General features: G+C 52.5%; 20 protein-coding genes. 6 read left to right on the top strand and 14 right to left on the bottom strand.

All coding sequences use genetic code 11. The features are described 5' to 3' along the window. The first annotated feature begins 122 nt into the window (after window positions 1-122). The 4 genes from PMPD1_RS03460 (at window position 123) to opgB (ending at window position 6793) form a co-directional block, all read left to right on the top strand. Window positions 123-1892 (top strand): glycerol-3-phosphate dehydrogenase/oxidase, encoded by a 1770-nt coding sequence (locus PMPD1_RS03460; protein ID WP_173632724.1) that lies wholly within the window; start codon window positions 123-125, stop codon window positions 1890-1892. Next, entirely contained in the window at window positions 1876-2715 is an 840-nt protein-coding gene (locus tag PMPD1_RS03455; protein ID WP_173632723.1) for a class I fructose-bisphosphate aldolase, read from the top strand. Before PMPD1_RS03460 ends, PMPD1_RS03455 begins: the two co-directional genes overlap by 17 nt. A 36-nt stretch (window positions 2716-2751) precedes the next feature. Then, window positions 2752-4251, top strand: coding sequence for an FGGY-family carbohydrate kinase (locus tag PMPD1_RS03450; protein ID WP_173632722.1), 1500 nt, complete (start codon window positions 2752-2754; stop codon window positions 4249-4251). Window positions 4252-4492: 241 nt separating this feature from the next. After that, window positions 4493-6793 (top strand): phosphatidylglycerol--membrane-oligosaccharide glycerophosphotransferase, encoded by a 2301-nt coding sequence (gene opgB / locus PMPD1_RS03445; protein ID WP_173632721.1) that lies wholly within the window; start codon window positions 4493-4495, stop codon window positions 6791-6793. Window positions 6794-6948: 155 nt separating this feature from the next. Here the strand turns inward: opgB and lafU are convergent, their stop codons facing one another. The 9 genes from lafU to PMPD1_RS03400 all read right to left on the bottom strand — a co-directional run bounded on the left by lafU (window position 6949) and on the right by PMPD1_RS03400 (window position 14148). Continuing rightward, complete coding sequence (gene lafU, locus PMPD1_RS03440; protein ID WP_173632720.1) at window positions 6949-7920, bottom strand: putative lateral flagellar export/assembly protein LafU; 972 nt, start codon at window positions 7918-7920, stop codon at window positions 6949-6951. Continuing rightward, window positions 7917-8783: a flagellar motor stator protein MotA gene (gene motA, locus PMPD1_RS03435; protein WP_173632719.1), complete on the bottom strand. Its 867-nt coding sequence runs from the start codon at window positions 8781-8783 to the stop codon at window positions 7917-7919. The genes lafU and motA overlap by 4 nt, the downstream gene beginning before the upstream one ends. Before the next feature lie 18 nt (window positions 8784-8801). Further along, complete coding sequence (locus PMPD1_RS03430; protein ID WP_173632718.1) at window positions 8802-9500, bottom strand: FliA/WhiG family RNA polymerase sigma factor; 699 nt, start codon at window positions 9498-9500, stop codon at window positions 8802-8804. Between the two features lie 6 nt (window positions 9501-9506). Further along, complete coding sequence (locus tag PMPD1_RS03425; protein WP_173632717.1) at window positions 9507-9980, bottom strand: flagellar basal body-associated FliL family protein; 474 nt, start codon at window positions 9978-9980, stop codon at window positions 9507-9509. A gap of 4 nt (window positions 9981-9984) precedes the next feature. Next, window positions 9985-11031 (bottom strand): flagellar hook-length control protein FliK, encoded by a 1047-nt coding sequence (locus PMPD1_RS03420; RefSeq protein WP_354292768.1) that lies wholly within the window; start codon window positions 11029-11031, stop codon window positions 9985-9987. After that, entirely contained in the window at window positions 11032-11334 is a 303-nt protein-coding gene (gene fliT, locus PMPD1_RS03415; RefSeq protein ID WP_173632716.1) for a flagellar protein FliT, read from the bottom strand. Next, window positions 11327-11743, bottom strand: coding sequence for a flagellar export chaperone FliS (fliS, locus tag PMPD1_RS03410; RefSeq protein ID WP_173632715.1), 417 nt, complete (start codon window positions 11741-11743; stop codon window positions 11327-11329). Before fliS ends, fliT begins: the two co-directional genes overlap by 8 nt. 14 nt (window positions 11744-11757) lie before the next feature. Continuing rightward, complete coding sequence (fliD, locus tag PMPD1_RS03405; protein WP_354292766.1) at window positions 11758-13077, bottom strand: flagellar filament capping protein FliD; 1320 nt, start codon at window positions 13075-13077, stop codon at window positions 11758-11760. A gap of 210 nt (window positions 13078-13287) precedes the next feature. Next, window positions 13288-14148, bottom strand: a complete 861-nt coding sequence (locus tag PMPD1_RS03400; RefSeq protein ID WP_173632714.1) for a flagellin N-terminal helical domain-containing protein — start codon at window positions 14146-14148, stop codon at window positions 13288-13290. Window positions 14149-14745: 597 nt separating this feature from the next. Here PMPD1_RS03400 and PMPD1_RS03395 point away from each other — a divergent pair. Together PMPD1_RS03395 and PMPD1_RS03390 are read left to right on the top strand one after the other, a co-directional pair. Then, window positions 14746-15669, top strand: a complete 924-nt coding sequence (locus tag PMPD1_RS03395; protein ID WP_173632713.1) for a winged helix-turn-helix domain-containing protein — start codon at window positions 14746-14748, stop codon at window positions 15667-15669. After that, window positions 15644-16105, top strand: a complete 462-nt coding sequence (locus tag PMPD1_RS03390) for a hypothetical protein (protein WP_173632712.1) — start codon at window positions 15644-15646, stop codon at window positions 16103-16105. The genes PMPD1_RS03395 and PMPD1_RS03390 overlap by 26 nt, the downstream gene beginning before the upstream one ends. Window positions 16106-16155: 50 nt before the next feature. Here the strand turns inward: PMPD1_RS03390 and PMPD1_RS03385 are convergent, their stop codons facing one another. The 5 genes from PMPD1_RS03385 to PMPD1_RS03365 are packed head-to-tail and all read right to left on the bottom strand — an operon-like array spanning window position 16156 to window position 20971. After that, the gene (locus PMPD1_RS03385; protein WP_173632711.1) at window positions 16156-17172 is read right to left on the bottom strand and encodes a hypothetical protein; all 1017 of its coding nucleotides are present in this window, start codon (window positions 17170-17172) and stop codon (window positions 16156-16158) included. Between the two features lie 52 nt (window positions 17173-17224). Continuing rightward, window positions 17225-18139, bottom strand: a complete 915-nt coding sequence (gene flgL, locus PMPD1_RS03380) for a flagellar hook-associated protein FlgL (protein ID WP_173632710.1) — start codon at window positions 18137-18139, stop codon at window positions 17225-17227. Between the two features lie 18 nt (window positions 18140-18157). Next, window positions 18158-19531 (bottom strand): flagellar hook-associated protein FlgK, encoded by a 1374-nt coding sequence (gene flgK / locus PMPD1_RS03375; protein ID WP_173632709.1) that lies wholly within the window; start codon window positions 19529-19531, stop codon window positions 18158-18160. Window positions 19532-19590: 59 nt separating this feature from the next. Next, on the bottom strand, window positions 19591-19902 hold the full coding sequence (locus PMPD1_RS03370) for a rod-binding protein (protein WP_173632708.1): 312 nt from the start codon (window positions 19900-19902) through the stop codon (window positions 19591-19593). 25 nt (window positions 19903-19927) lie between these two features. After that, window positions 19928-20971, bottom strand: a complete 1044-nt coding sequence (locus PMPD1_RS03365) for a flagellar basal body P-ring protein FlgI (RefSeq protein ID WP_354292871.1) — start codon at window positions 20969-20971, stop codon at window positions 19928-19930. Between the last annotated feature and the right edge of the window lie 27 nt (window positions 20972-20998).

The raw sequence follows: 20998 nt of genomic DNA, 5'->3' as shown, positions 1-20998 counted from the left end.
TTTAGCCCAAAATTTATCAGTTCTGTGAAACTCGCCGCTTAATCGTGGTGCTAAAGGTCTTTAATTATCACGATAAACCATGACAATAAAATGAAGCGGCGCCGTCAGTAGAGGAGAATCGGATGCAAAAAACCGGGAGAGCCGGGCTACGTACACGGCAGGAGCGTTTAGCCGCCCTGCGTCAACGTAACCTTACGCCGGTATTAATTGTCGGCGGTGGTATTAATGGCATCAGCACGTTTAGAGAACTGGCGTTACAAGGGATTCCAGCGATTATTGTTGAACAGGGTGATTGGTGCCAGGCCGCCAGCGGCGCACTCTCACGCATGATCCACGGCGGCTTGCGTTATCTGGAAAGCGGTGAGTTCTCGTTGGTTAAAGAATCGGTGCAGGAACGAGACCGGTTGCTCAATAATGCACCACACTATGTCGCGCCGCTACGCACTACGGTGCCGATTGATAGCTGGAATGGCGGCTTAATCAACGCCACAAAACGCTTTTTTCGTCTGAACGAGAAGCCGACCCGCCGTGGCGCGCTGCTGATTAAAACCGGCCTGTCACTTTACGATCTGTATACCCGCCGTTACGGCAAGTTGCCCCATCATCAGTTAAATAATCAGCCGCAAACGCGCGCGCGCTGGCCCGACTTTGCCGATTGGGTAAAGTTCAGCGCAACCTATTATGACGCGTGGATTTCCGCCCCTGAGCGGCTGGGTGTTGAGCTTATTGATGATACAGAACGCGCTAACAGCGAAGCGCTGGCGCTAAACTATGTCAGCCTTATCGAGAGCGATGGCGAACGTGTGACGCTGCGCGATAACCTCACCGAGAGCACTTACACGTTAACGCCACACGTCATTGTCAACGCCACCGGCGCCTGGATTGACCGCTTAAACACACACTTGGCTCCGGCCTCTCCCTCGAAAAAACTGATTAGCGGCACCAAGGGATCACACCTGATTGTGCGTAGCCCGCCATTACTCGCTGCACTGCGCGGCGAAATGGTTTACTACGAAAACCAAGAGGGGCGCGTTTGTATTCTGTTCCCGTGGTTTGGTCACGTGCTGGTTGGCTCAACCGATATTCGTATCGATAACCCGGATGACACCGCCTGCGATGCCGAAGAACAGCGCTATATCCTTGACTCGCTAAAGTTTGTCTTTCCCCACATTGCCATTAGCGAACAGGATGTGTTGTACACCTTCTCCGGCGTTCGTCCTCTGCCCGCCAGCGAGGCGGCGGTGAATGGGCGCATTTCGCGTAACCATTCGCTGGTGCTGATTCCGCCGAACGATAAACAGGCCTACACCACGCTATGTCTGGTGGGGGGAAAGTGGACCACTTTTCGCAAGTTTGGCGAACAGGCGGCCAACCGCGTGCTTAACTTACTGGGCGAAAAACGGCGGGTCAGTACAGAAACCCTCGCCATTGGCGGCGGACGCAATTTCCCCAGCCCGGATCGGCGAGCGGGTTGGCTACACGAATGCAGCGAAAAGTATCACCTCACGACCGAGCGCGTCGAACAATTGCTGCTGCGCTATGGTACCCGCGCCCAGCCGATCATGCGCCTGCTGGCCGAAGCGGGTGATACGCCGCTACGTCATCACGCTGGTTACAGTGACAATGAATTACGCTGGCTCATTCAACAAGAGCAGGTGGTCATGCTGGAAGATCTGTTGATCCGTCGTACTAACCTTGCGATTAGCGGGCAGCTTACCGCGCCGCTCATTGAAGAGATCGGCGCGCTGCTGGCGAAGGAGCAAGGCTGGCATGATGCGCAGTATCAACAACAACTTAAACGAACCTTTTCGCGCCTCGCCAGCCTGCATGGGCTGACCGGGCTCTATCCCGTTTCATCATCACAGGAAGATCCCCATGTCGGTAACGCATAAAGTTCGCCTTAATCGTCTGTTTAACCAAGGTAAATGCCTCGATGTCGCCATTGATCATGGTATCGCCAACGAGCCGGATTTTTTGATTGGTCTGGAAGATATTGAAACGGTAATGCAAAACCTGATTGCCGCGCAGCCCGATGCCATACAGGTTAATTACGGTCAGGCGGATTTATTGCAATGCCAGCCGCAGCCGAAACCGGCGTTAGTCATGCGCACCGATGTCGGCAACGCCTACAACGCCGCGCGCCACCGTGAAATGTGGGCGGTGTTGCATAACCCCGACGCGCCAATTCTGGCGGCGCTACAGATGGACGCCGCAGCGGTGGTGGTCAATCTCTATCTGATCCCCGATGAACCCGGTATTTTCCGCCAGTGCGTCGAGAATATTGGTCGCCTGCGCCACGCCTGTGACCGCTATGCCATGCCGCTGATGATTGAACCGCTGGTGATGGCGCCCGCCGGTCAGGGCGCGGCATATGGCTCGCTGGGCGATGTCACCAAAATGGTGCCGCTGGTGCGACTGGCGCGTGAGCTGGGCGCCGATATTATCAAAGCCGATCCGACCGAGAACGTGGAGGATTTCCATCGGGTGGTGGAGGCCGCCCGTTGCCCAACGTTGGTACGCGGCGGCGGGAAAGGCGAACTGAGTGGCGTATTAACCAAAAGCGCAGCATTAATGGCTCAGGGCGCATCGGGCATGGTCTATGGGCGCAATGTCTATCAACACGATAATCCGTCACAGGTGGTTAACTCTCTGATGGCCATTATCCATCACGGCGCCAGTGGTGAAGAGGCGTTGGAAATTTACCATCAAGCGTAATGGTTCCCTGTCAACATCACAGCGCGGAGCGGCACAATGAGCGAATGCTTACTGGGTATCGATGCCGGTAACACCATGATCAAAGCGGTGCTGTTTGATACCGAGGGTAGCGTGCTTTCGGTCGCGGAATGCGCTGGTGAAACGCAACAACCGCAACCGGGTTATGCCGAACGGCCGCCAGAAGCCATTTATCAAGGCGTGCAACGGGCGGTGAGCGCTTGCCTGGCACGGGCTGGCGACGCCGCCAAACGTGTGGTTGCCGTCGGTGCCGCCGGGCATGGCAATGGCCTGTATGCATTGGATAAAAAACGTCAGCCGCTATTAGGCATTCAATCGATCGATAACCGCGCCATTGAACGGGTGCAGGAGTTGGAACAACACGGCATTGATGGCTTAATTTACCAACGATCGCTGCAAAAGCCCTGGGCCGCCGCCACACCACTGCTGCTCAGTTGGCTAAAGCGCCATGATGCCGCGCGCTATCGGCAGATAGGGCATGTATTGTGCGCCAAAGATGTGATTAACCATTTTCTCTGCGGTTCACTCTCGGGTGACTTTTCCGATGCGGCAGGCGCCGGGCTGATTTATTACGCCAGCCGAAACTACGATGACGAATTACTGGCGCTGTACGATATTGTCGATGCTCTCCCCCTGCTGCCACGCTTACGCGAATCCTGCGCGGTAGCAGGTTATGTTAGCGCTGATGCCGCCCGTTTAACCGGGTTACCGGCGGGAATTCCGGTGGTGGCCGGTATTTTCGACGTGGTCGCCAGCGCAGTCGGTTCTGGCGTGGTGCGCAGCGGCGAAGCTTCGATCGTGGCGGGCACCTGGAGTATTAATCAGGTGGTGGTGGATAAGCCCGACTATCTACGCCCCATTTTTATGAATTCCATTATTGAACGCGATCGCTATATGGCGATTGAGGCCAGCGCCACCTCGGCGGCGAACCTTGATTGGTTTGTGCGGGAGTTCGACGATGGGCGTGCCGGCCAAGGCGCGGCGCGCAGCAGCGAAATGGTCGCACAGGTCAGGCTCAATGATCAGTTGCCGATTTATCACCCTTATCTGTATGCCGGTCGCAAAGAGGGCCCGGCGAAAGCCGGTTTTTATGGGCTCGGCGGCTGGCATACCCGGGCAGATATGTTATTCGCGCTGTTTGAAGGCGTAACGTTCGCCCACCGCGCGCATATCGACAGGTTACGGGCCGCCGGAGTAGCGTTCGAACAGGCGACACTGTCCGGCGGCGCCACACAAAGCAGCGTTTGGCCGCAAATGTTCGCCGATGTGTTAGGGATCCCAATTCGCGTCGCTGAATGCAAAGAGACCGGCGCACTTGGCGCGGCGATTTGCGCCGGGGTTGGCGTTGGCATCTATCAACATCTGGCGGATGGCGCGGCGCAAGCGGTACAAATCACGCCCGGTGTCCTGATGCCGGATGCGCAGCGTCACGCGTTTCATGACGCGCGCTATGCCGTCTTTAAACAACTGGAACGCGCAATGGATGAAGTCTGGCATCAAGGACTTTCTCGCCACTAACCGCCGCGTATCAAGCTTCCCCACCTTCTTCGCCCGGCTGAACGCCGCCCTCAGCGGCAATTTGCCATTACCAAACCAAACTTAAACAAAAGTTAAACTAACCCTGCTCGACTCCACATTTCCGATATGACATGTTGCAGCGATATGACAGCCACGATAAATTGCAAAGTTACCTCAATTTACTGAAAAAAAAACGCCAGTGCGCAATGGAGAGCGCCCATATCAAACAGAGGAATCGACGTTGTCAGAACTACTTTCCGTAATTTTATTTCTCGCATCCGTTGCGATTTATGCATTAAAAGCCGGGCGTAATCTCTTTTGGTTTATCTCCATTCTGGTTGTGCTAGGGCTGTTTATCATTCTTAATGCCACACTTTACGCCAGCAACTACTTTACCGGGGACGGTATCAATGATTCCGTTCTTTACACGCTGACCAGCAGCCTAACCGGCGCCGGGATCGGCAAATATATACTGCCCGGCATTGGCCTGATTGTGGCATTGGTGGTTATTTTTGCACTGCTGTCGTGGGTGTTGCGGCTGCGCAAGCAGCGTCCCCACCATTTTGGCTATAGCCTGCTGGCGCTAATCCTCGCGCTGCTATCGATTAAAACCACCCCAGCTTTCCAGCAAGTTAGCGATTTGGTGATCTCGCAGACCAGTAGCGGGGAAACCGATTTTGATGCGCACTACAAAGTGCCACATCCCACCATCGCGCATCCGAAAATGAACCTGGTGTACATTTACGGCGAGAGTCTGGAACGTACCTACTTTAATGAAAAAGCGTTTCCGGGCCTGGCGCCGGAACTCAGCGAAATCAAAAATGAGAAGGCGATCGATTTTAGCCATACCGAACAATTGCCCGGCACCGATTACACCATTGCCGGGATGGTCGCCTCGCAGTGCGGTATCCCTCTGTTTGCGCCGTTCGAAGGCAACGCCTCCGCCTCGGTATCCAGTTTCTTCCCGCAGAATATCTGTCTGGGCGATATTCTGAAAAACTCCGGTTACGATAACTACTTTATGCAGGGTGCCGATCTCCGCTTCGCCGGGAAAGATATTTTCCTGCGCTCGCACGGCTTCGAGCATCTGTATGGTTCTCAAGAACTGAAAGGGTTGGTGGATGACCCAGAGTACCGTAACAACTGGGGTTACTACGATGATACAGTGATGGATGAGGTGTGGCAGAAATACGTTGAGTTATCGAAACAGAACAAGCGTTTCGCGCTGTTTACGCTGACGGTAGATACCCACCATCCTGATGGCTTTATTTCACGCACGTGTGAACACAAAAGTTATAGTTATGATGGCGCGCCCAACCAGTCTTTTAGCGCGGTGGCCTGTAGCCAAGAGCATGTTGCCAAATTGATTAATCGCATCATGGCTTCACCTTATTTTAAAAACACCATCATCGTTCTGTCGTCGGATCACCTGGCGATGAATAACACCGCCTGGAAATACCTTAACCAGCAGCAACGTGAGAACTTGTTCCTGATTATTCGCGGCGATAAACCGCAACAGGAGCGTATTGATGTAAAACGGAGCTCGCTGGATAACGGCGCGACGGTATTAGATCTACTCGGTGGCGACAACTATATCGGCCTTGGACGCAGTAGCTTGTCCAGCCAGTCGCTTTCCTCGGTGTTTCTGAACCTCAAAGAGAAGATAAACCAGTGGAAGCCGAATGTAATTCGGCTATGGAACTTCCCAAAAACCATTAAAAATTACACCATTGACCAACAAAAAGGCACCTTTAGCTTCTCCGGCACCCATTTCAAATTGCCGCTGCTGATCCGTGTTTCCGATAATAAAGTGGAGCCGTTACCGGAAGGCGAGTACTCCGCGCCGTTGCGCTTTTTGTTAGCCACTTTTGCCGCCGACGATAAGTTTCTCTGGATCGACCGCTGCTACAAGATGGCGCGGCTGTGGGCGCCAGCGCTCTCCACCTCCGCTGACTGGTGTGTGTCGCAGGGGCAGTTGGGCGGGGAGCCGACGGTCATGCATATTAGCGATCAGCAATACAAAGGTAAGGTCGCGTTTAAACCAGTCCCGCTTGATGATGAACGCTTTAAACAAAATGTCGACACGCTAAAAATCCTCGATAATGACATTCGTTATCAAGCCGATAGCTTTATTTTTAACGTGCCGGGCGCGCCACAATCGGTGAAACAGTTCACCGGGATCTCACGTACCGAAAATTGGGGGCGCTGGTCGAACGCCAATTTGGCGCCAGAAGTGAATATTCAGTATGCGGCACCATTACCTGAACGCTTTGATCTGGTGATTACAGCAAAAGCATTTGGTCCCAATGCGCATCGTCCTATTCCGGTACGCGTCGGGCATCAGCAGCAAACGCTGGAGTTGGGCGATGCGGTCAGTACCACTACGCTGCATTTTACCAATCCGGATAATGCCGATACGCTGGTTATTGCGCCACCTGCGCCGCAGCTTTCCGACCTCGATAATATTATCGGTCAGGATCCGCGTAAGCTGGGGATAGGGATGGTGAATATTAAGGTAGTGCCCACGTCCGACACGCCATAATGCGGTTTTGAGCGAATAGTCAGGGGCAATAATGCCCCTGATGGCTTTATCTGCCTGGCTCATCAGCGAAGCGCAAACGTGCTAATGAATGACGTGACCTTAATCGCTCTACGGCTGCATATCAGGCTTGCGACAATGTAAGGTACGCATCGGTGCTAATCGGCAGGTGTCGAACCAGGAAATTGCGGCTCAAGCCGGTCGGCAATCGGTTTCACCACTTTTTCGCCATGATAGCCGTAAAACTGGAATAACGTATCGGCGGCGGCTTTGGTTAATACGGTAATTTCAATGCGTCGGTTGGTGGCGCTCTTTGGCGCATCCGGCGCTAATAACATGCGGTCCGCCATTGAGCTGACCTGAATCACGCGTGTCTGGTTTAAGCCGCCCTTTTCCAGTACCCGGCGTGCCACCAACGCGCGATCGCCCGCCAGGTTCCAGTTATTATATTTTTCCTGATCGCGGAAACGCACCGCATCGGTATGGCCGGTAATAATCAGTTGATTATCCAGCTTGTTAAACACCGGGGCCAACTCCAGCAGTAATTTTTTGAAGAACGGCGTTAACGTTGAGCTACCACGCTCGAACATCGCGCGCTGCCGATCATCCTGCAGCAAGATGCGTAACCCTTGCGGGATCACTTCAATTTTGAGGTTCGCCTGGGCGTTATTATTCTTGGTAATATCCATCACCAGGCCGCTAAGTTCCTGCATCTCGTCGCGTGAACGGGACAACGCGCCATCTAACGATTCGCCCTTAGCTACTGCATCTTTAACCGCATCGTTGGCAGCAGGCTGCGCGTCTTGTTGCGCCGGGTGCGAGTCGGCCGACGGATCCTGTTCCGGGCGACTGGCGCCAATCAGCTTACCGCCGCCGCTGGTACTATCACTATTGATCGGATTAAACACCGTGCTTTCAAAAAATGACTGATTATTGATGTTAGCGACAATCTCCCGCCGCTCCTCCGGCGTCACCGAGCCTACAATCCACAACACCATAAATAACGCCATCATCGCCAAGGTAAAGTCGGCAAACGCCACTTTCCAGGCACCGCCATGTACGCCGCTATGTCCCTTGCGCCCTCCTCTTTTGATAATGGTGGTATGTGCGCCTTTCTTGCCAGGCCTCATGATTGGTTTTCCGTCATTTGGTTAACCCAACCATCCAGGGTAGCGAAGGTCGGTTTATTTTGTAACGGCAGCATTTTGCGCCCGGAATCCACCGCCAGTAAGGTAGGTTTACCCGCCACATGATTGACTAATACCATGCGCACGCACTCCAGCACTGACATCCGGCTCTTACTACGTTGCTCCATCGCATTTGCCAGTGGGTCCATCAGGCAGTAACAGAAAAAGACGCCGAGGAAAGTACCGATGAGCGCCGCCGCCACCTTTAAACCGATGATCGCAATCGAGCCATCGATCGATTGCATGGTAATAATGATCCCCAGCACTGCCGCACAAATCCCAAAGCCGGGCATCGCCTCAGCGGTACGTTGCAGCGAGCGCGACGGCACCAATAACTCCTCTTCTACCGCCTCAAGCTCCTGCTCAAGGATCCCCTCCAGTTCGTGCTCATTAATCTTACCCATGGCCATGAGACGGAAGTTATCGGCAATGAAAGTAATCAGATATTTATCGCGCAAAATCAGCGGGTACTTCTGAAACAGTACGCTGTTTTCCGGCACTTCAATATGCTCATCCAGTACTTTCAGCCCACCGTCCTGCACCAGTTCGAGCAACTCATATAACAACATCAGCAACTGCTGCTGAAACTCTACGGTATATTCATTTTTGTGCATTGCCCCTTTCACTTGCTGTAGCATTTCGCTTAAGACATGTTTGGGGTTCGCAATCACCATCGCGCCGGCGCCAGCGCCAAGAATAATCAGGATTTCCCCTGGCTGCCAAAAAGAGGCAATGAGCCCGCCCGACATCAAATAACCGCCGATCACGCTAAATAGCACAATGATCAGCCCGAGTAATTTCTGCATACTGTTTCCGTTTAACTATCAATTAACAAAACTACGGCGAATTTTTTCGCTGATTTTCTTATTGAGCTGACAAACGCGCGCCTCCGTCAGATCAAGGACTAACGCGATCTCTTTTAAACTCAGTTCTTGCTGGTAATAGAGCGACAAAATAATCTGCTCACGATGATCAAGTTGGTTTAAGGCATAGGTCAGGGTACGACCGATTTCGATTTCATCTTCCAGTGGACGACTTTGTAGCGCGCCGGGCGAAAACTCACTGGCGGCAATCAAGTTATCAAGGCTCTCCATCGCGCTGGCGCTCTCCAGTTGAAGATATTCCTGATATTCCTCGATCGTCAGATCCAGATGCTGGCGAATTTCATCATCGCGCGGCTCGCGTCCTAACTGACGACTAAGCTCGCGTAGCGCATCGTTAATTTTGTGCGTCTTCTGGCGCAAACGACGCGGACGCCAGTCATGTAGGCGCAATTCATCCAATACCGCGCCACGGATACGTTGTACCGCATAACCAGCGAACATCTCATCCGGCTGCCCATAACGGCGCAGCGCCTCCAATAGGCCCATTAACGCGATTTGCTCCATATCGTCACGATCGATGACGCTGTCAGCCTGCGGCGCCAGTTGTTTCACCACCCGTTTCACCAACGGGAGCCAATCCGTCACGTACTGACGCTCCTGAGCCGGTGTTAAGGCGTCGCTGCTAATAAACTCACTCATGGCGGATTACTGAAACACCATTTTGCTGATCAACACTTTTTCAAACGGCGGTTTAATATTATTGCGAGCGAAAGCGGCTTGGTAATTTTGCATTAATAGCGCGCGCAATTCGGCAACCGATTGGTGCCGAACCTCGCTGTAGGTCATCGCCGACAGCGCATCCACCGTAACGCTGCGGATCACCGGTATATAGTTTTCCACCCGCTTCATCTGCTCTTTATCCTCGGCATCCAGCGTCAGTTCCAACAACAAATACCGCTCACGGCCATTGTCGTTTTTCAGCGTAATCACCATATTTTTGATTTCGACAAATTGCGGATCGGTTTTCTTCTCGCTACCAAGCAGTGAAAAGACAGATTTTGCCCCTGATGACGTGGCGCCCCCGTTAACCCAGGCACCGCCAAAAATGACCAGCGCGGCAGTTACCACTGCGGCGAGTAATACCAGCACCAGCGCCATAAAAAAGGTTTTAATCGTCATTCAGTTACACCGTAGTCAAAATGGAATGGTCGAGGTGAGACGGCGTATCGCGCGGTTCTTCTTCGGTTGGCGCGGCAACACCGGCAGCTAAAACAGGTATCGGTTGGCGGGCGGACTCGTGAGATTGTTGCCCGGTTCCTTGCTGCTGCGAGGAGATATTGACCTGTACCTGTAAGGTGTTTTGTTCTGTCAACGCTTGCCGCAACTCCTGACTCGCCTGCTGCAATGCGCGGACCACATCGGGTTGTCCCGCCTGAATTTGCACTTGTAACTTATTGGCATCGAAATGCAGCGAAATATCAATTTTCCCTAAATCGGGCGGATCAAGCCGGATGGTGGCGTGCTGTGTACGCTGGTCGATCTGAAGTTGTAAACGCTCCCCCAATACCTGACGCAATTTTTCTCTCTGTAGATCAACATCATTAGTGGTATCGAACGCTAACGGCATCGGTTGTGTGAGGGTGTGATCAACGCTCTTCGCCGACTTCGCGCTGAGCTCGGTAGCGGAAGCACTGCTTAAACTTACCGGCGCTAAGGTTGGAGTCTCCAACCCTGGCGCAACAGATACGGCTTCCCACGCTCGCACCAACTTATCAGGCTGTGGCATCGGTATCTCGGCGGTAGGACGCCCGTTTAAGGGCACATTCGCAACCTTTACCGCTTCCGGCAAAGGCATACCCGCCATAGGCTGCAGGCGGTTGTCCAGTAACACCCGATTAGTGGCACTCGCCGTCGCGCTAGCTACCAAACCGGGCGCTGCGCCTTTCGCGCCATCGGCTGGCATTACATTCGGCGGCTCCGGTGGTTGCGGAAGCAGCAAATTGAGCAGTTGCAATAAATCGGCGTCATTGCCCTCGTCAGTTTTTTCCTGCCGGGGATCGCTCACCGTCTCGTCAGACATCGGGCGCGCTTGCCCAGGAGATGGCACGAGGTCGGCGAGAATAAATGGCAACACGCCGACAGTAATCGGTTGCTCTGCGGGTAGCGCCGGGCTTTTCGCTAACACTTCCGGCGAGTTTGGCATAACAGAAATGGGGGACGGCGCTAGCACTTACACATCCTCTTGCAAGGAAAACAAGGCATACGCTTGCAGGCCGCTACGCTGACGCTGATGCTGCTGCATCTTCTGCTTCAACGCTTCGCTGCGCTGTTTACACACCGCATACACCGATTGGTGAACCTGGCGTAACTGGTCCAGCGCAGCGCGTTTTTCCGCCGTCACCTCACTGAGCGTTAAAGCACTGAGCAGTTGAGCAACCGCACGATCAACCTTGCGTAGCTGGTTCCAGTCATTCTCCTGCGCGGCGCGGGTCAGTTGCCCGGCCAAAGCATGGATCAACGCCATATCATCCATGTTGAGTCCCCATACCTTCCCAGCCCCCACGGATATTGCCGAGGATCACCGCCACCTCATCCAACAACTCAACCGAGAGTTTGTCGCTGGCGTCATACAGGCGATAGACGCAGTAGTCATACAACCCAGCTAATTGCAGCGATAAATCGCCGCCGCGCTCATAGTCCAGCGCGCTGGTCAGCGCGTTGAGAATATCGATGCATTTATTAATGCTGGTAACCTTCTTTTCGAAGCGTTTCGCCGCAATATGGCTGCGCGCTCGCACTAACTCATCCATCAATCCGTTAAACAGCATCAACACCAATTGATGCGGCGTCGCGGCAGCAGTTTGAATCGCCAGATCGGTATCCTGATACTGTTGATAATTATTTTGAGTACTGCCGTACCCATGGGGAGAGTTGCTATACATAATGTGAGTTCCTGCTAGCTGATTCCAAACATGCTCATGGTGTTATTCATTTGCGTCATTACCGATTGCAGTTGCGTGAACTGTTTCAGGTAGCGTTGATACGATGAGTCATAACGAGCCTGAATCTGATCGGCTTTATCACTTAACTGCGTATCTTTGCGATCAAGGGTGTCTTGGCGTATTTTCAACATGCCATTGGCGCTGCTGAGGTAACCATCCAGCGACTTATCCATTTGTTTCAGCAAGCCGCCGTTCCCGTTAAACAGCGTGCTGAGCCCTTCGGGATTCTGATCCAGCGCGTCATTGAGCTTCTCGCTATCGAGGGTGAGTTTGCCGTCCTTATCCGCCGTAATACCGAAGTCAGCGATCCGGTTGCCATCAACATCGGTACGCAACATCGAGTTCAGTTGCTGGGTTAAAGCATTAATCCCTGAGTCACCGGCAAATGCGCCACGCCCACTGCCATCGGAACCACTTTTGGTCAGGTCATCCAACTGGCCGCGTAGCGCGTTATAAGCATCGACAAACTGTTGTAATTGATCCTGAGTTGCGGACTGGTCAGTACCAACACGTAACTGGAGTGGCGTATCGCCTTTTTTCTGCGCGGCGCTGACTTCCAGCGTCACACCATCAATCACGTTGCTAAATTTATTGGTACTGCTGCGCATCGCCGGACCGTTCTCATTGCCCATCCGGATGATGGCGTCCTTCGCTTCTGTCAACGTGGTTTCGTCCAGCGCGCCATCACTCATATTGCTGACTTTGCTGGTATCCAGCGTGAAGGCATTTTTTTCGCCGGTTTCATCGCTGCTCAACATCATGGTGACCGCCCCATCTTCGGAACGCATCAAGGAAGCGGTCACGCCAGGATTGTCATCGCTGCGATTAATCGCATTCGCCAGATCGGACAGACTATTGACGCTATCCATATCTACGGTCAGCGTCTCGCCGTTGACCGTAATATCCATAGAGCCGCTGGCGTTGCTGACCTCGTCATCGGTCAGGTTTTCAAACGCGGTCTGGCTGGCGGCGGCGGTCTGCTCGACAAAAATGTTGTAAGCCCCTTTCGAAGCGCTTGAGCTGGCGGTGGCGGTGAGAAACCCGTCCTGATTAACGGTGGCGCTGTTTTTTAGCACCCCTTCGCCCACTTTGTTTAACCCTTGCAGTGCGCTACGGAAATCGGTCATCGACTTCTTTAACGCGCTCAGCGCAGTCTGTTGCGATTTTAGCGTCGACTGCTGCGTAGAAAGCGCATTTTTCAATGCCATGACGTCATACTGCGCCATTTGCGTTGCCATGGTTGTCGGGTCAATATTCAGAAAATCACTCATCATCACCTCGTCGATATACGGTCGATATTAGCAAAAGTCATGCCAACTTTTATTTAGTTAATTTTCAATCAGTTATTGGCATAGTGGAAAGATTACTTCCGCCACTGTGTGACACAGGAAAGGAAAGATGTTGACCTTGCTTCCCGCCTGTGTGATGCAGAAAGCAAAACACCGCCTTGCAGCGGTGTTTTGATTAACGCGTTGGGAAAATGATTAACCCAACAGAGACATCACCATGCCGCTCATGCTGTTAGATTGTTTCAACATGGACATGCTGGTCTGCGCCAGCATCTGGTTACGCGTCATATTTGAAGCTTCAGTGGCGAAATCCGCATCCTGGATATTGCCCAGCGCAAGGTTGGTATTGTCCTGCATATTCGCCAGGTTAGCTGCCGTGTGGCCCAGACGGTTGATGTTGGCACCGAGGCTAGAACGTACGCTACCGACGCTATCCAGCGCAGCCTGAATGGAATTGATAGTGGCGTTAGCACCGGAAGCATTGCTCAGTTTGGCAGAGGTTAATGCGTTCAGTGCGGTAGTGACATTACCCAGGCCGCCGCTCAGGTTAACGGTCATGGTTTCTTTTGAGCTGGAACCGATCTGGAAGGTCACCGCACCTTCCAGTTTGCCTTTACCGCTCACGCCGGAATCGATAGATTTCAGCAGTTTTTCACCGCCGTAAGAGGTGTTGCTCATGATGTTTTCCAGTTCGTTATTCAGTTCGTCGAACTCTGACTGGATAGAATCACGGTCATCTTTGGTGTTGGTATCATTCGCCGCCTGGGTAGACAGGTCTTTCATACGATAAAGAATGTTCGTCACTTCATCGAAAGAACCTTCTGCGGTTTGCAGCATCGCGGTCGCGTCGGAAATATTACGTTTCGCTACGGTCATACCGTTAGACTGGCCCTGCAGACGGGTAGCAATTTGTAGACCTGCCGCGTCATCAGCCGCAGAATTGATACGTTTACCAGTACCTAAACGTTCCATTGCAGTGCTCAACAAGTTATTGGACTTGTTCAGAGCATTAACAGAAGCCATGGATGATGCGCTAGTAAAAATAGATAAAGACATTAGTAACTCTCCTTGAGGGCAATTCGGTGAATCTGTTCATCAGACTCATTCGCTAGTGACAGAAATAAACGACACATCCGTTCGAGAAATTAAATAGCCATCCAAAAAAATTCGTTTTTTTCTGCTTACTTCTACTAATTAGAATAGTAATGGCGAGAGCGGGAATACGTAAAAAGAGATAAAAGCGACACAATAAAATGAAATCTTAAATCGTTTTTTTATTTAATAAACAGAAACGAAATTAAGCATCACTGCTACATCAATGCGTTAAATAGGTTAAAAAATAAAACAAAAAAACCTTATTTCATTAACATTAATCTTAGGAAAAGCACGGATGGTTAGTTAAACCATAAACTTATATTTTACAATAAAATCAATAAGTTAATAAATTAAAAACCTTACGTTGGTTAGGGTAATAATTAATTTAATTGATCTGTGTTAGGGTTTAACCCGCAAAAACAATTCAGACTATTCTTAAGCAACACGCAGCGTGGCAGGAAACCTCCTTTTCGGATCAGATCGCACCGCGCTTTAACCTGGTCCACTTTTATCAACGCTCCTCTTTAAACAAGTCATTGAGTAAGGTATCGCGTCGCTATGGATTCATCTGAATACATAATCAATAACTGGCTGCTTGATATCGCCTCCGGCTCGCTTATTCATCAAACCACGGGTGAACAACGCAGGCTGGGAGAATATCAGCTACGTTTGTTAACCATATTTATCCAAAATGCCGGAAAAATACTGTCACGCGAAGAATTGACCAATCTGGTCTGGGAACGGCGCATTATTGGTAATAACTCCCTGCCAAATGCGGTTCACGCGTTACGCGCCGCGTTGGAGGATGATGGAAAACAACAGCGACTGATTAAAACCATTCCACGTAAAGGCTATATTCTTGAGGCCGAATTCTGTGGTCAACGCCATGTTGAGACCGATAACCCACCGGAAGAGAGTGACGTTTTTCCTGCCCGGCCAGAGTGTGACGCCGGGCAGCCTGCCGATCTTGTGCTAACCGAAACGCCCCAGCCTGAAAATAACGCGGCACCGCCGCAGCCGGGCATCTCACATTGGGTGAAAAAAAAGGGGCTTTCTACCGCACTGTTTATTCTGGCGCTGGTGATCGCGTTTAGTTCCTGGGGCTGGAAAAACAGCCAACAGCCGCCAACCAGCCCCTTTAGCCTGTCAGCGGTACAGCGCAACGTTTACAGCAACATTGCGCTGTACCAGTTGAATGACACCTCCGGTTTCAGCGACTCCAAAGATGACCTGCACGCCAGCCTGAAAGGGTCGCTTTATCGTATGAATCAGACGCTGAAAACCCACCAAGTCCACTTACAAATTTACTATCACGCATCGGAAATGGTGTTGAATTACACCATGGTGATGAAAAACAGCTGCGACAAACGTCAATTGGCGATGAATATCTATCAGTGGCGACAAGATATCGATCAACTTAACTCACTTATTTATCGAGAAATGGAGCGCAAACTTAATGAAATGGCTGTATGCATCAATTAGCGCCCTGATGGTTTCGGGTTGCACTGCCGGGTTAGTCTTATCAGGCGAACATCAGGCTGATACACAACGGATATTGTTCTATCGCAGCGACTTTCAACAACAAAATGTCCAGCTTGGCTACTACGCGATGTTGGCACAGAAAAAAGAGTTATATGATCCGCGCTTTGAGAATCAGCATGGTACGTTGACCATGACGCTGACCAGCCCGGAAGATAGTCGCTTCATGACGAAAGGGCTATTGACGCAACGAAATGATAGTCAAAAAGGGTTGGCTTTTAACTATCAACCCATTTTTAATTCTATGCCGACTTCGGGATTAATTTTAGGCAATACACTGAATTACATGGCAAACAATGCAGTATCGGTAACGCCATTGAAAAATAACGGCACCGATTTATTGATCACGCACAATGGGTTGATTTTGGTAAATGATTAACGCGCGGTGGCGGCGCAGGCGTCGCCACTCTGTAGCTGCCCTCACTCACGTCAAACTGACAGCACATTACGTACCGTAGCGGCATGCACATTTGCCTGGGCACCGAGCGCGGTCGCGACGTCGCCATAATCCCGCCCGGATACCGTCAGTTTATCAGCCAGACGTTGCGCACCGACCACCGCGTTATCCTGTGAAAATGTCGCCATGCTCTCAATACTCTGCCGTACCGATGCTTTACTCACCGCGAGTTGCTCACGCTGGTCAGTGACCTCTTGTAACGAGCGTTGTAATGCCGCAAGGTGTCGGGGTGCCTCAGCCGGCGACTCAATAATGTTTTGTATCCGCTCTTCCAGCGCGCTTTCGGCCTGCGGGCGTAACGGAACGAATTGACCCTGCGGAAAACGCGTGCCTTCGCCCTGCACACTCAAATGCTGACTAACGCGTGGCCATTGCGCTTCGCTCACGCTAAAACGCACCTGGCGTTCGCTGAGTTCACCATGGATCCCCCAACGCCCCAACGCCTGGTTGAGCCGCAACAGCGTGGTGGCACTGTGGCTTTCCTCCGACAGCGCGACTCCGCTTAATTCGCGTTGGCTTCCGGCCAGTGAAAAGATCAACGTTTCATCGTTGGCGCCATTCATCAGTGAACTACCGTTACGCAGCGCGAAATTCACCTGTGTTTGTCCGCTCAACGAGACCTGCATATTCCTGTCGACAGTCCCGCCGGATAACGTCTGACGCTGGCTTAAGGTCTGTTTAAGTTGCTGCGCCTGTTGCAGGATTTCAGTTGTATCGGTCCGGTGCGAAACACTGTGGTTAAACTGTACCAGTTGCCGTTCCACCGTTTGTAGGAAGTTTTCCGCCTGCTGAACAGAGGTAAGCTGTTCGTTAAGCTGTACGTTGTAACGCAAAGGCTGAGAAGAGAGGCGCGGCGCATCGGGAAACGCAGGCGCGCGACTTGACCGCGGTGTCGACGTATTGACCGACGCACTTTGCTGAACCGCCCCGCCGCTCAAGGCGGTTGACGGGCGGTTAAGAAGGGATGAAACGTGACGTTCTATCTGCATAATGTTCCTGCGTACTACCACCGGCAAAGCAGTAACCGGCGTGCGTTGCGCGTTATATCACTTTAAAAAGCGACAGGTCGGCTATCATCGAATACACCTTATTTGCCGCCTGCGAAGCAACATAATATTGCTGAAATTCTACCGGCGCGCCCACATCCAGATCGGAGAGATCGTGCATCACGTTTTCATTCGCCGCGGCAGTATCGGTATGCGCGTCGCTGAGCATTGTCAGGCGGTTCTGCCTGCCGCCCAAGTCAGTAAACAGCCCAGAAATGGTATCAGAGGTGCTTTTGACATTACTTAACGCACGGTTTATTTCGTCCTGATAATCAGCCTGGTTTTGCGTTGGATCTTTCATTTTCTTGCTGAGATCATTCAGTTGATTCAGCAACGCCATCGGATCGCTGCCATCGCCAAAGGCCTGGCATAGCGGCGTATTTTCCTGAATATCCACGCCATTCGCCACGGTAGTGGAACGCGTCCCGTCATTCCCTTGATAAATATATTGGCCGCTCTCCTCATCGTACACTACGGGCGGCTGGTCGTTTTTGGTGCCGGCGAAGACATAGCGTCCATCTTCATTACGCGTATTCATTGACGCGACCAGGCTGTCGATCATCGAATCGATTTCCTGCCCATATCCTTCCATATCCTTGGCTGAATGGGTGCCGTTAGAGGCCGCCAGCAAGGTATCCTGGATCGATAACACCTGGTTACTGACCGCGTTAACCTGCGTTTCCTGCGTCGATAAATTGCCCGACAAACGAACAATATTGCTTTGATACTGCGTAATCGCCGCCTGCTCCCGGTTCAGTTGTACCATGCGGGTGCTGGCAATCGGATCATCCGAGGGCACGATTAACCGCGTCTGACCGCCAATCTGTTGATTCAGCTTGCTCATTCTACTGAGATTGGCTTGTAGCGTTGAAACCATAGAGTTCGCCATCATTTGGCTGTTAATACGCATTATTTATCCTTATCTCACTCAGAACAGGGCCAACATATCGGAAAAAATCTGGTTACCGGTCGAAATCACTTTTAGATTGGAGGAGTAGGCTTGGGTGTAGCTGATCAGATTCACGCCCTCCTCGACTTGGGTATCCACGCCGCTGACGCTTAGCCACTGATTAGTCGCCTGGTCCAATAACGCATCGGCGGCAGTCTGTTCGGTTTGGTTTTGTCGGCTGGCGCTGCCAATGGTGCTGATAATACTGGCGCTGGCGTCGCTCAAGCTGATGTCACCCATATCCGGTATACTCATTTTCTGGTTTTTCAGTTCGATCAGCGCTTTGAGGTTGTCGCCATTACCCGGTGCATCCGGGTCGCTGGAGAGCGCCAGCTCACGCCAACCAATATCGTTCACCTGCAACATGCCGTTCGGATTAGTGGGATCGAAGGTAAACAGCGGTTTCCCCGGATTGCCATCCAGATCAAAACCTTGCGCCAGTTGATTATTAAAGGCATCCGCCAGTGCAGAAGCCATGCCGCGCACTGAGGCTTCCATTTCCTCCAGCGTACCGGTTTCATAGTCATGCAGGGCGCCAAGCTGTCCACCGCAATCTAAAGAGGTTGATGAGGTAGTACCGGCGAAGGTAATCGTCATTTGCGAAGCGCCATCATCATCGACGCCAATATTGAGCTGACCGGCGCTGCGCCCGCTGACCAACGGTTGGCCGGAGTTGAGCGTGACGGTAAACGAGCCATCGCCCGCTTCCGCCACGCGCACGTCAGCTTGTGCGCTAAGTTGGCGGACCAGTTCATCACGCTGATCGCGTAGCGTATTAGTGTTACCGCCGCTCGACTCCATCTCCATGATTTTTTTATTATAATCTGCAATACCGCTGCTTAGCGTGTTAATACTTTCCACGGTGGTTTTCTGTTGGTTACGCAGGTCCGAGCGCTGTTTGGCAATATAGTCACTGACGCTGTTAAAGCGCGTCGCCATTGAGTTCGCCTCGGTGATCATTTGCTGGCGCAACGCCGGGCTATCCGGTTGGGTAGTGGCCTCGCTCAAGGCGGCGAAGAAACTATCCAATCCGTTGCCCAGGCTGGTGCTTGAGGTGCCGAGCATGCTTTCCAGCCCATCAAAGTATTGCTGGCTCATCCCGTAATAGGCTGAGCCGCTGGTGGCACGCCATAATTGCCCGGTGGTGTATTGATCATTTATCCGGCGGATGCCGGTCACTTCAACACCATTCCCCGGCGTCATTCCGGCATTGCCCATCGGGCCGATAGCCGCTAGATCGGCCCGCTGGCGGCTGTAACCCGGCGTCGCCTGGTTGGCGATATTCATTGCCGTAACGTTTAACTGTGCCTGGGCCGCCAGTGAACCAAAGTAGCCAATGTTAATCATGTCCATAAAACTTTCCTGCGCATTGCATTATCTACTGCTACAAAGCGACGCTGTGAGCCAAATTCTTAACTGCTACTCGTTGATTTTTCCACCAGCGGCGACAATTGCTGAATCAATAAACTGGCGATGCCGGTACTACGCTGGCTGGCTAAATTTTGCGCCAGCGCGTCATCATAAAAATCACGCAGGTTACGCGACTCTTTACTGCTGAACATACCGTCTTCCGAGGCCAGGACATCGGTGCTTTTACGCATCGCCTGCAGCATATTGCGCAAAAACATCGCTTCAAACTGCTCTGCCGCCTGCTCCAGCCCCTGTGGGCGCTTGCTCCCGATAAAATCGGCGGTCACCGCGCCACGGCTAATAGAATCGATCATGCTTTCTCCTTCACGCACACTAACCTCAAATCACCACCAGCTCGGCGTCTAACGCACCGGCTTCATGCAGTGCTTGCAAAATCGCCATGGTATCGTCCGGCGAAGCACCAAGACTGTTAATGGTATTAACGATAGTGCGCAGGCTAGTACCGGCTGGGATAGACACCATCTGCCCTTTACCCTGAGCCACACGAATATCGCTTTCCGGCGTCACCGCCGTTTCGCCGCCGCCGAATGGATTCGGTTGGCTAACATTGCGGCTTTCCCGAATGCTGACGCTCAGGTTGCCGTGTGAAACCGCCGCCGCGCGTACCACCACGCCTTCGCCGATCACCACCGTACCGGTACGCGCATTGAATACCACCCGTGGCGGCTGGCGACCGGCATCAACCTGTACATCCTCCAGCATGGCCATAAAAGCCACGCGCGCGCCGGCATCCTGCGGTGCCGTAACCGACACGTTAGTCGCACTCTGCGCTCTGGCGGTATTACCGCCAAACGCCTGGTTAAGGGCGACGGCAATATTATTGGCGGTCTTAAAACCCGGGCGTTTCAAATTCAGCATGACGGTATTGTTCTGTTGGAAATCGCTTGGGATCTCGCGCTCAATCGTCGCGCCATTCGGCACCAGCCCCACGGTCGGCGTATTCACCGTCACGCTGGAACCGCTGTCCCCTTCAGCTTTAATGCCGCCAACCACCACATTGCCCTGCGCCAGCGCGTACACTTCGCCATCTGCGCCATGTAGCTGCGTTAGCAACAGCGTGCCGCCGCGCAGGCTTTTGGCATCGCCCATGGAGGAAACGGTAATGTCGATCGTTTGCCCACGCGCATACATTGGCGGCAATGTCGCGCTAATGGCGACGGCGGCGACATTTTTCACCTTGGGATCGATTTTTGCCGGTAGCTGCACGCCAAACTGACGCAACATATTGGTCACCGACTGGCTGGTAAATTTCACTTGATTGCGGTCGCCAGTGCCATCCAGCCCCACCACCAGGCTGTAACCCACCAGTTGGTTGCCGCGCACCCCTTGAATGTCGACCAGATCACCTAACCGCTGCGCCATGACCGGCGGCAGCACCAGCAGAGTGGC

Source organism: Paramixta manurensis (genome assembly GCF_013285385.1).
In the GTDB taxonomy this organism is placed as follows: Bacteria; Pseudomonadota; Gammaproteobacteria; order Enterobacterales; family Enterobacteriaceae; genus Paramixta; species Paramixta manurensis.
Note: the sequence above shows the minus strand (reverse complement) of the source record. Positions and strands in the feature narration are given on the sequence as shown.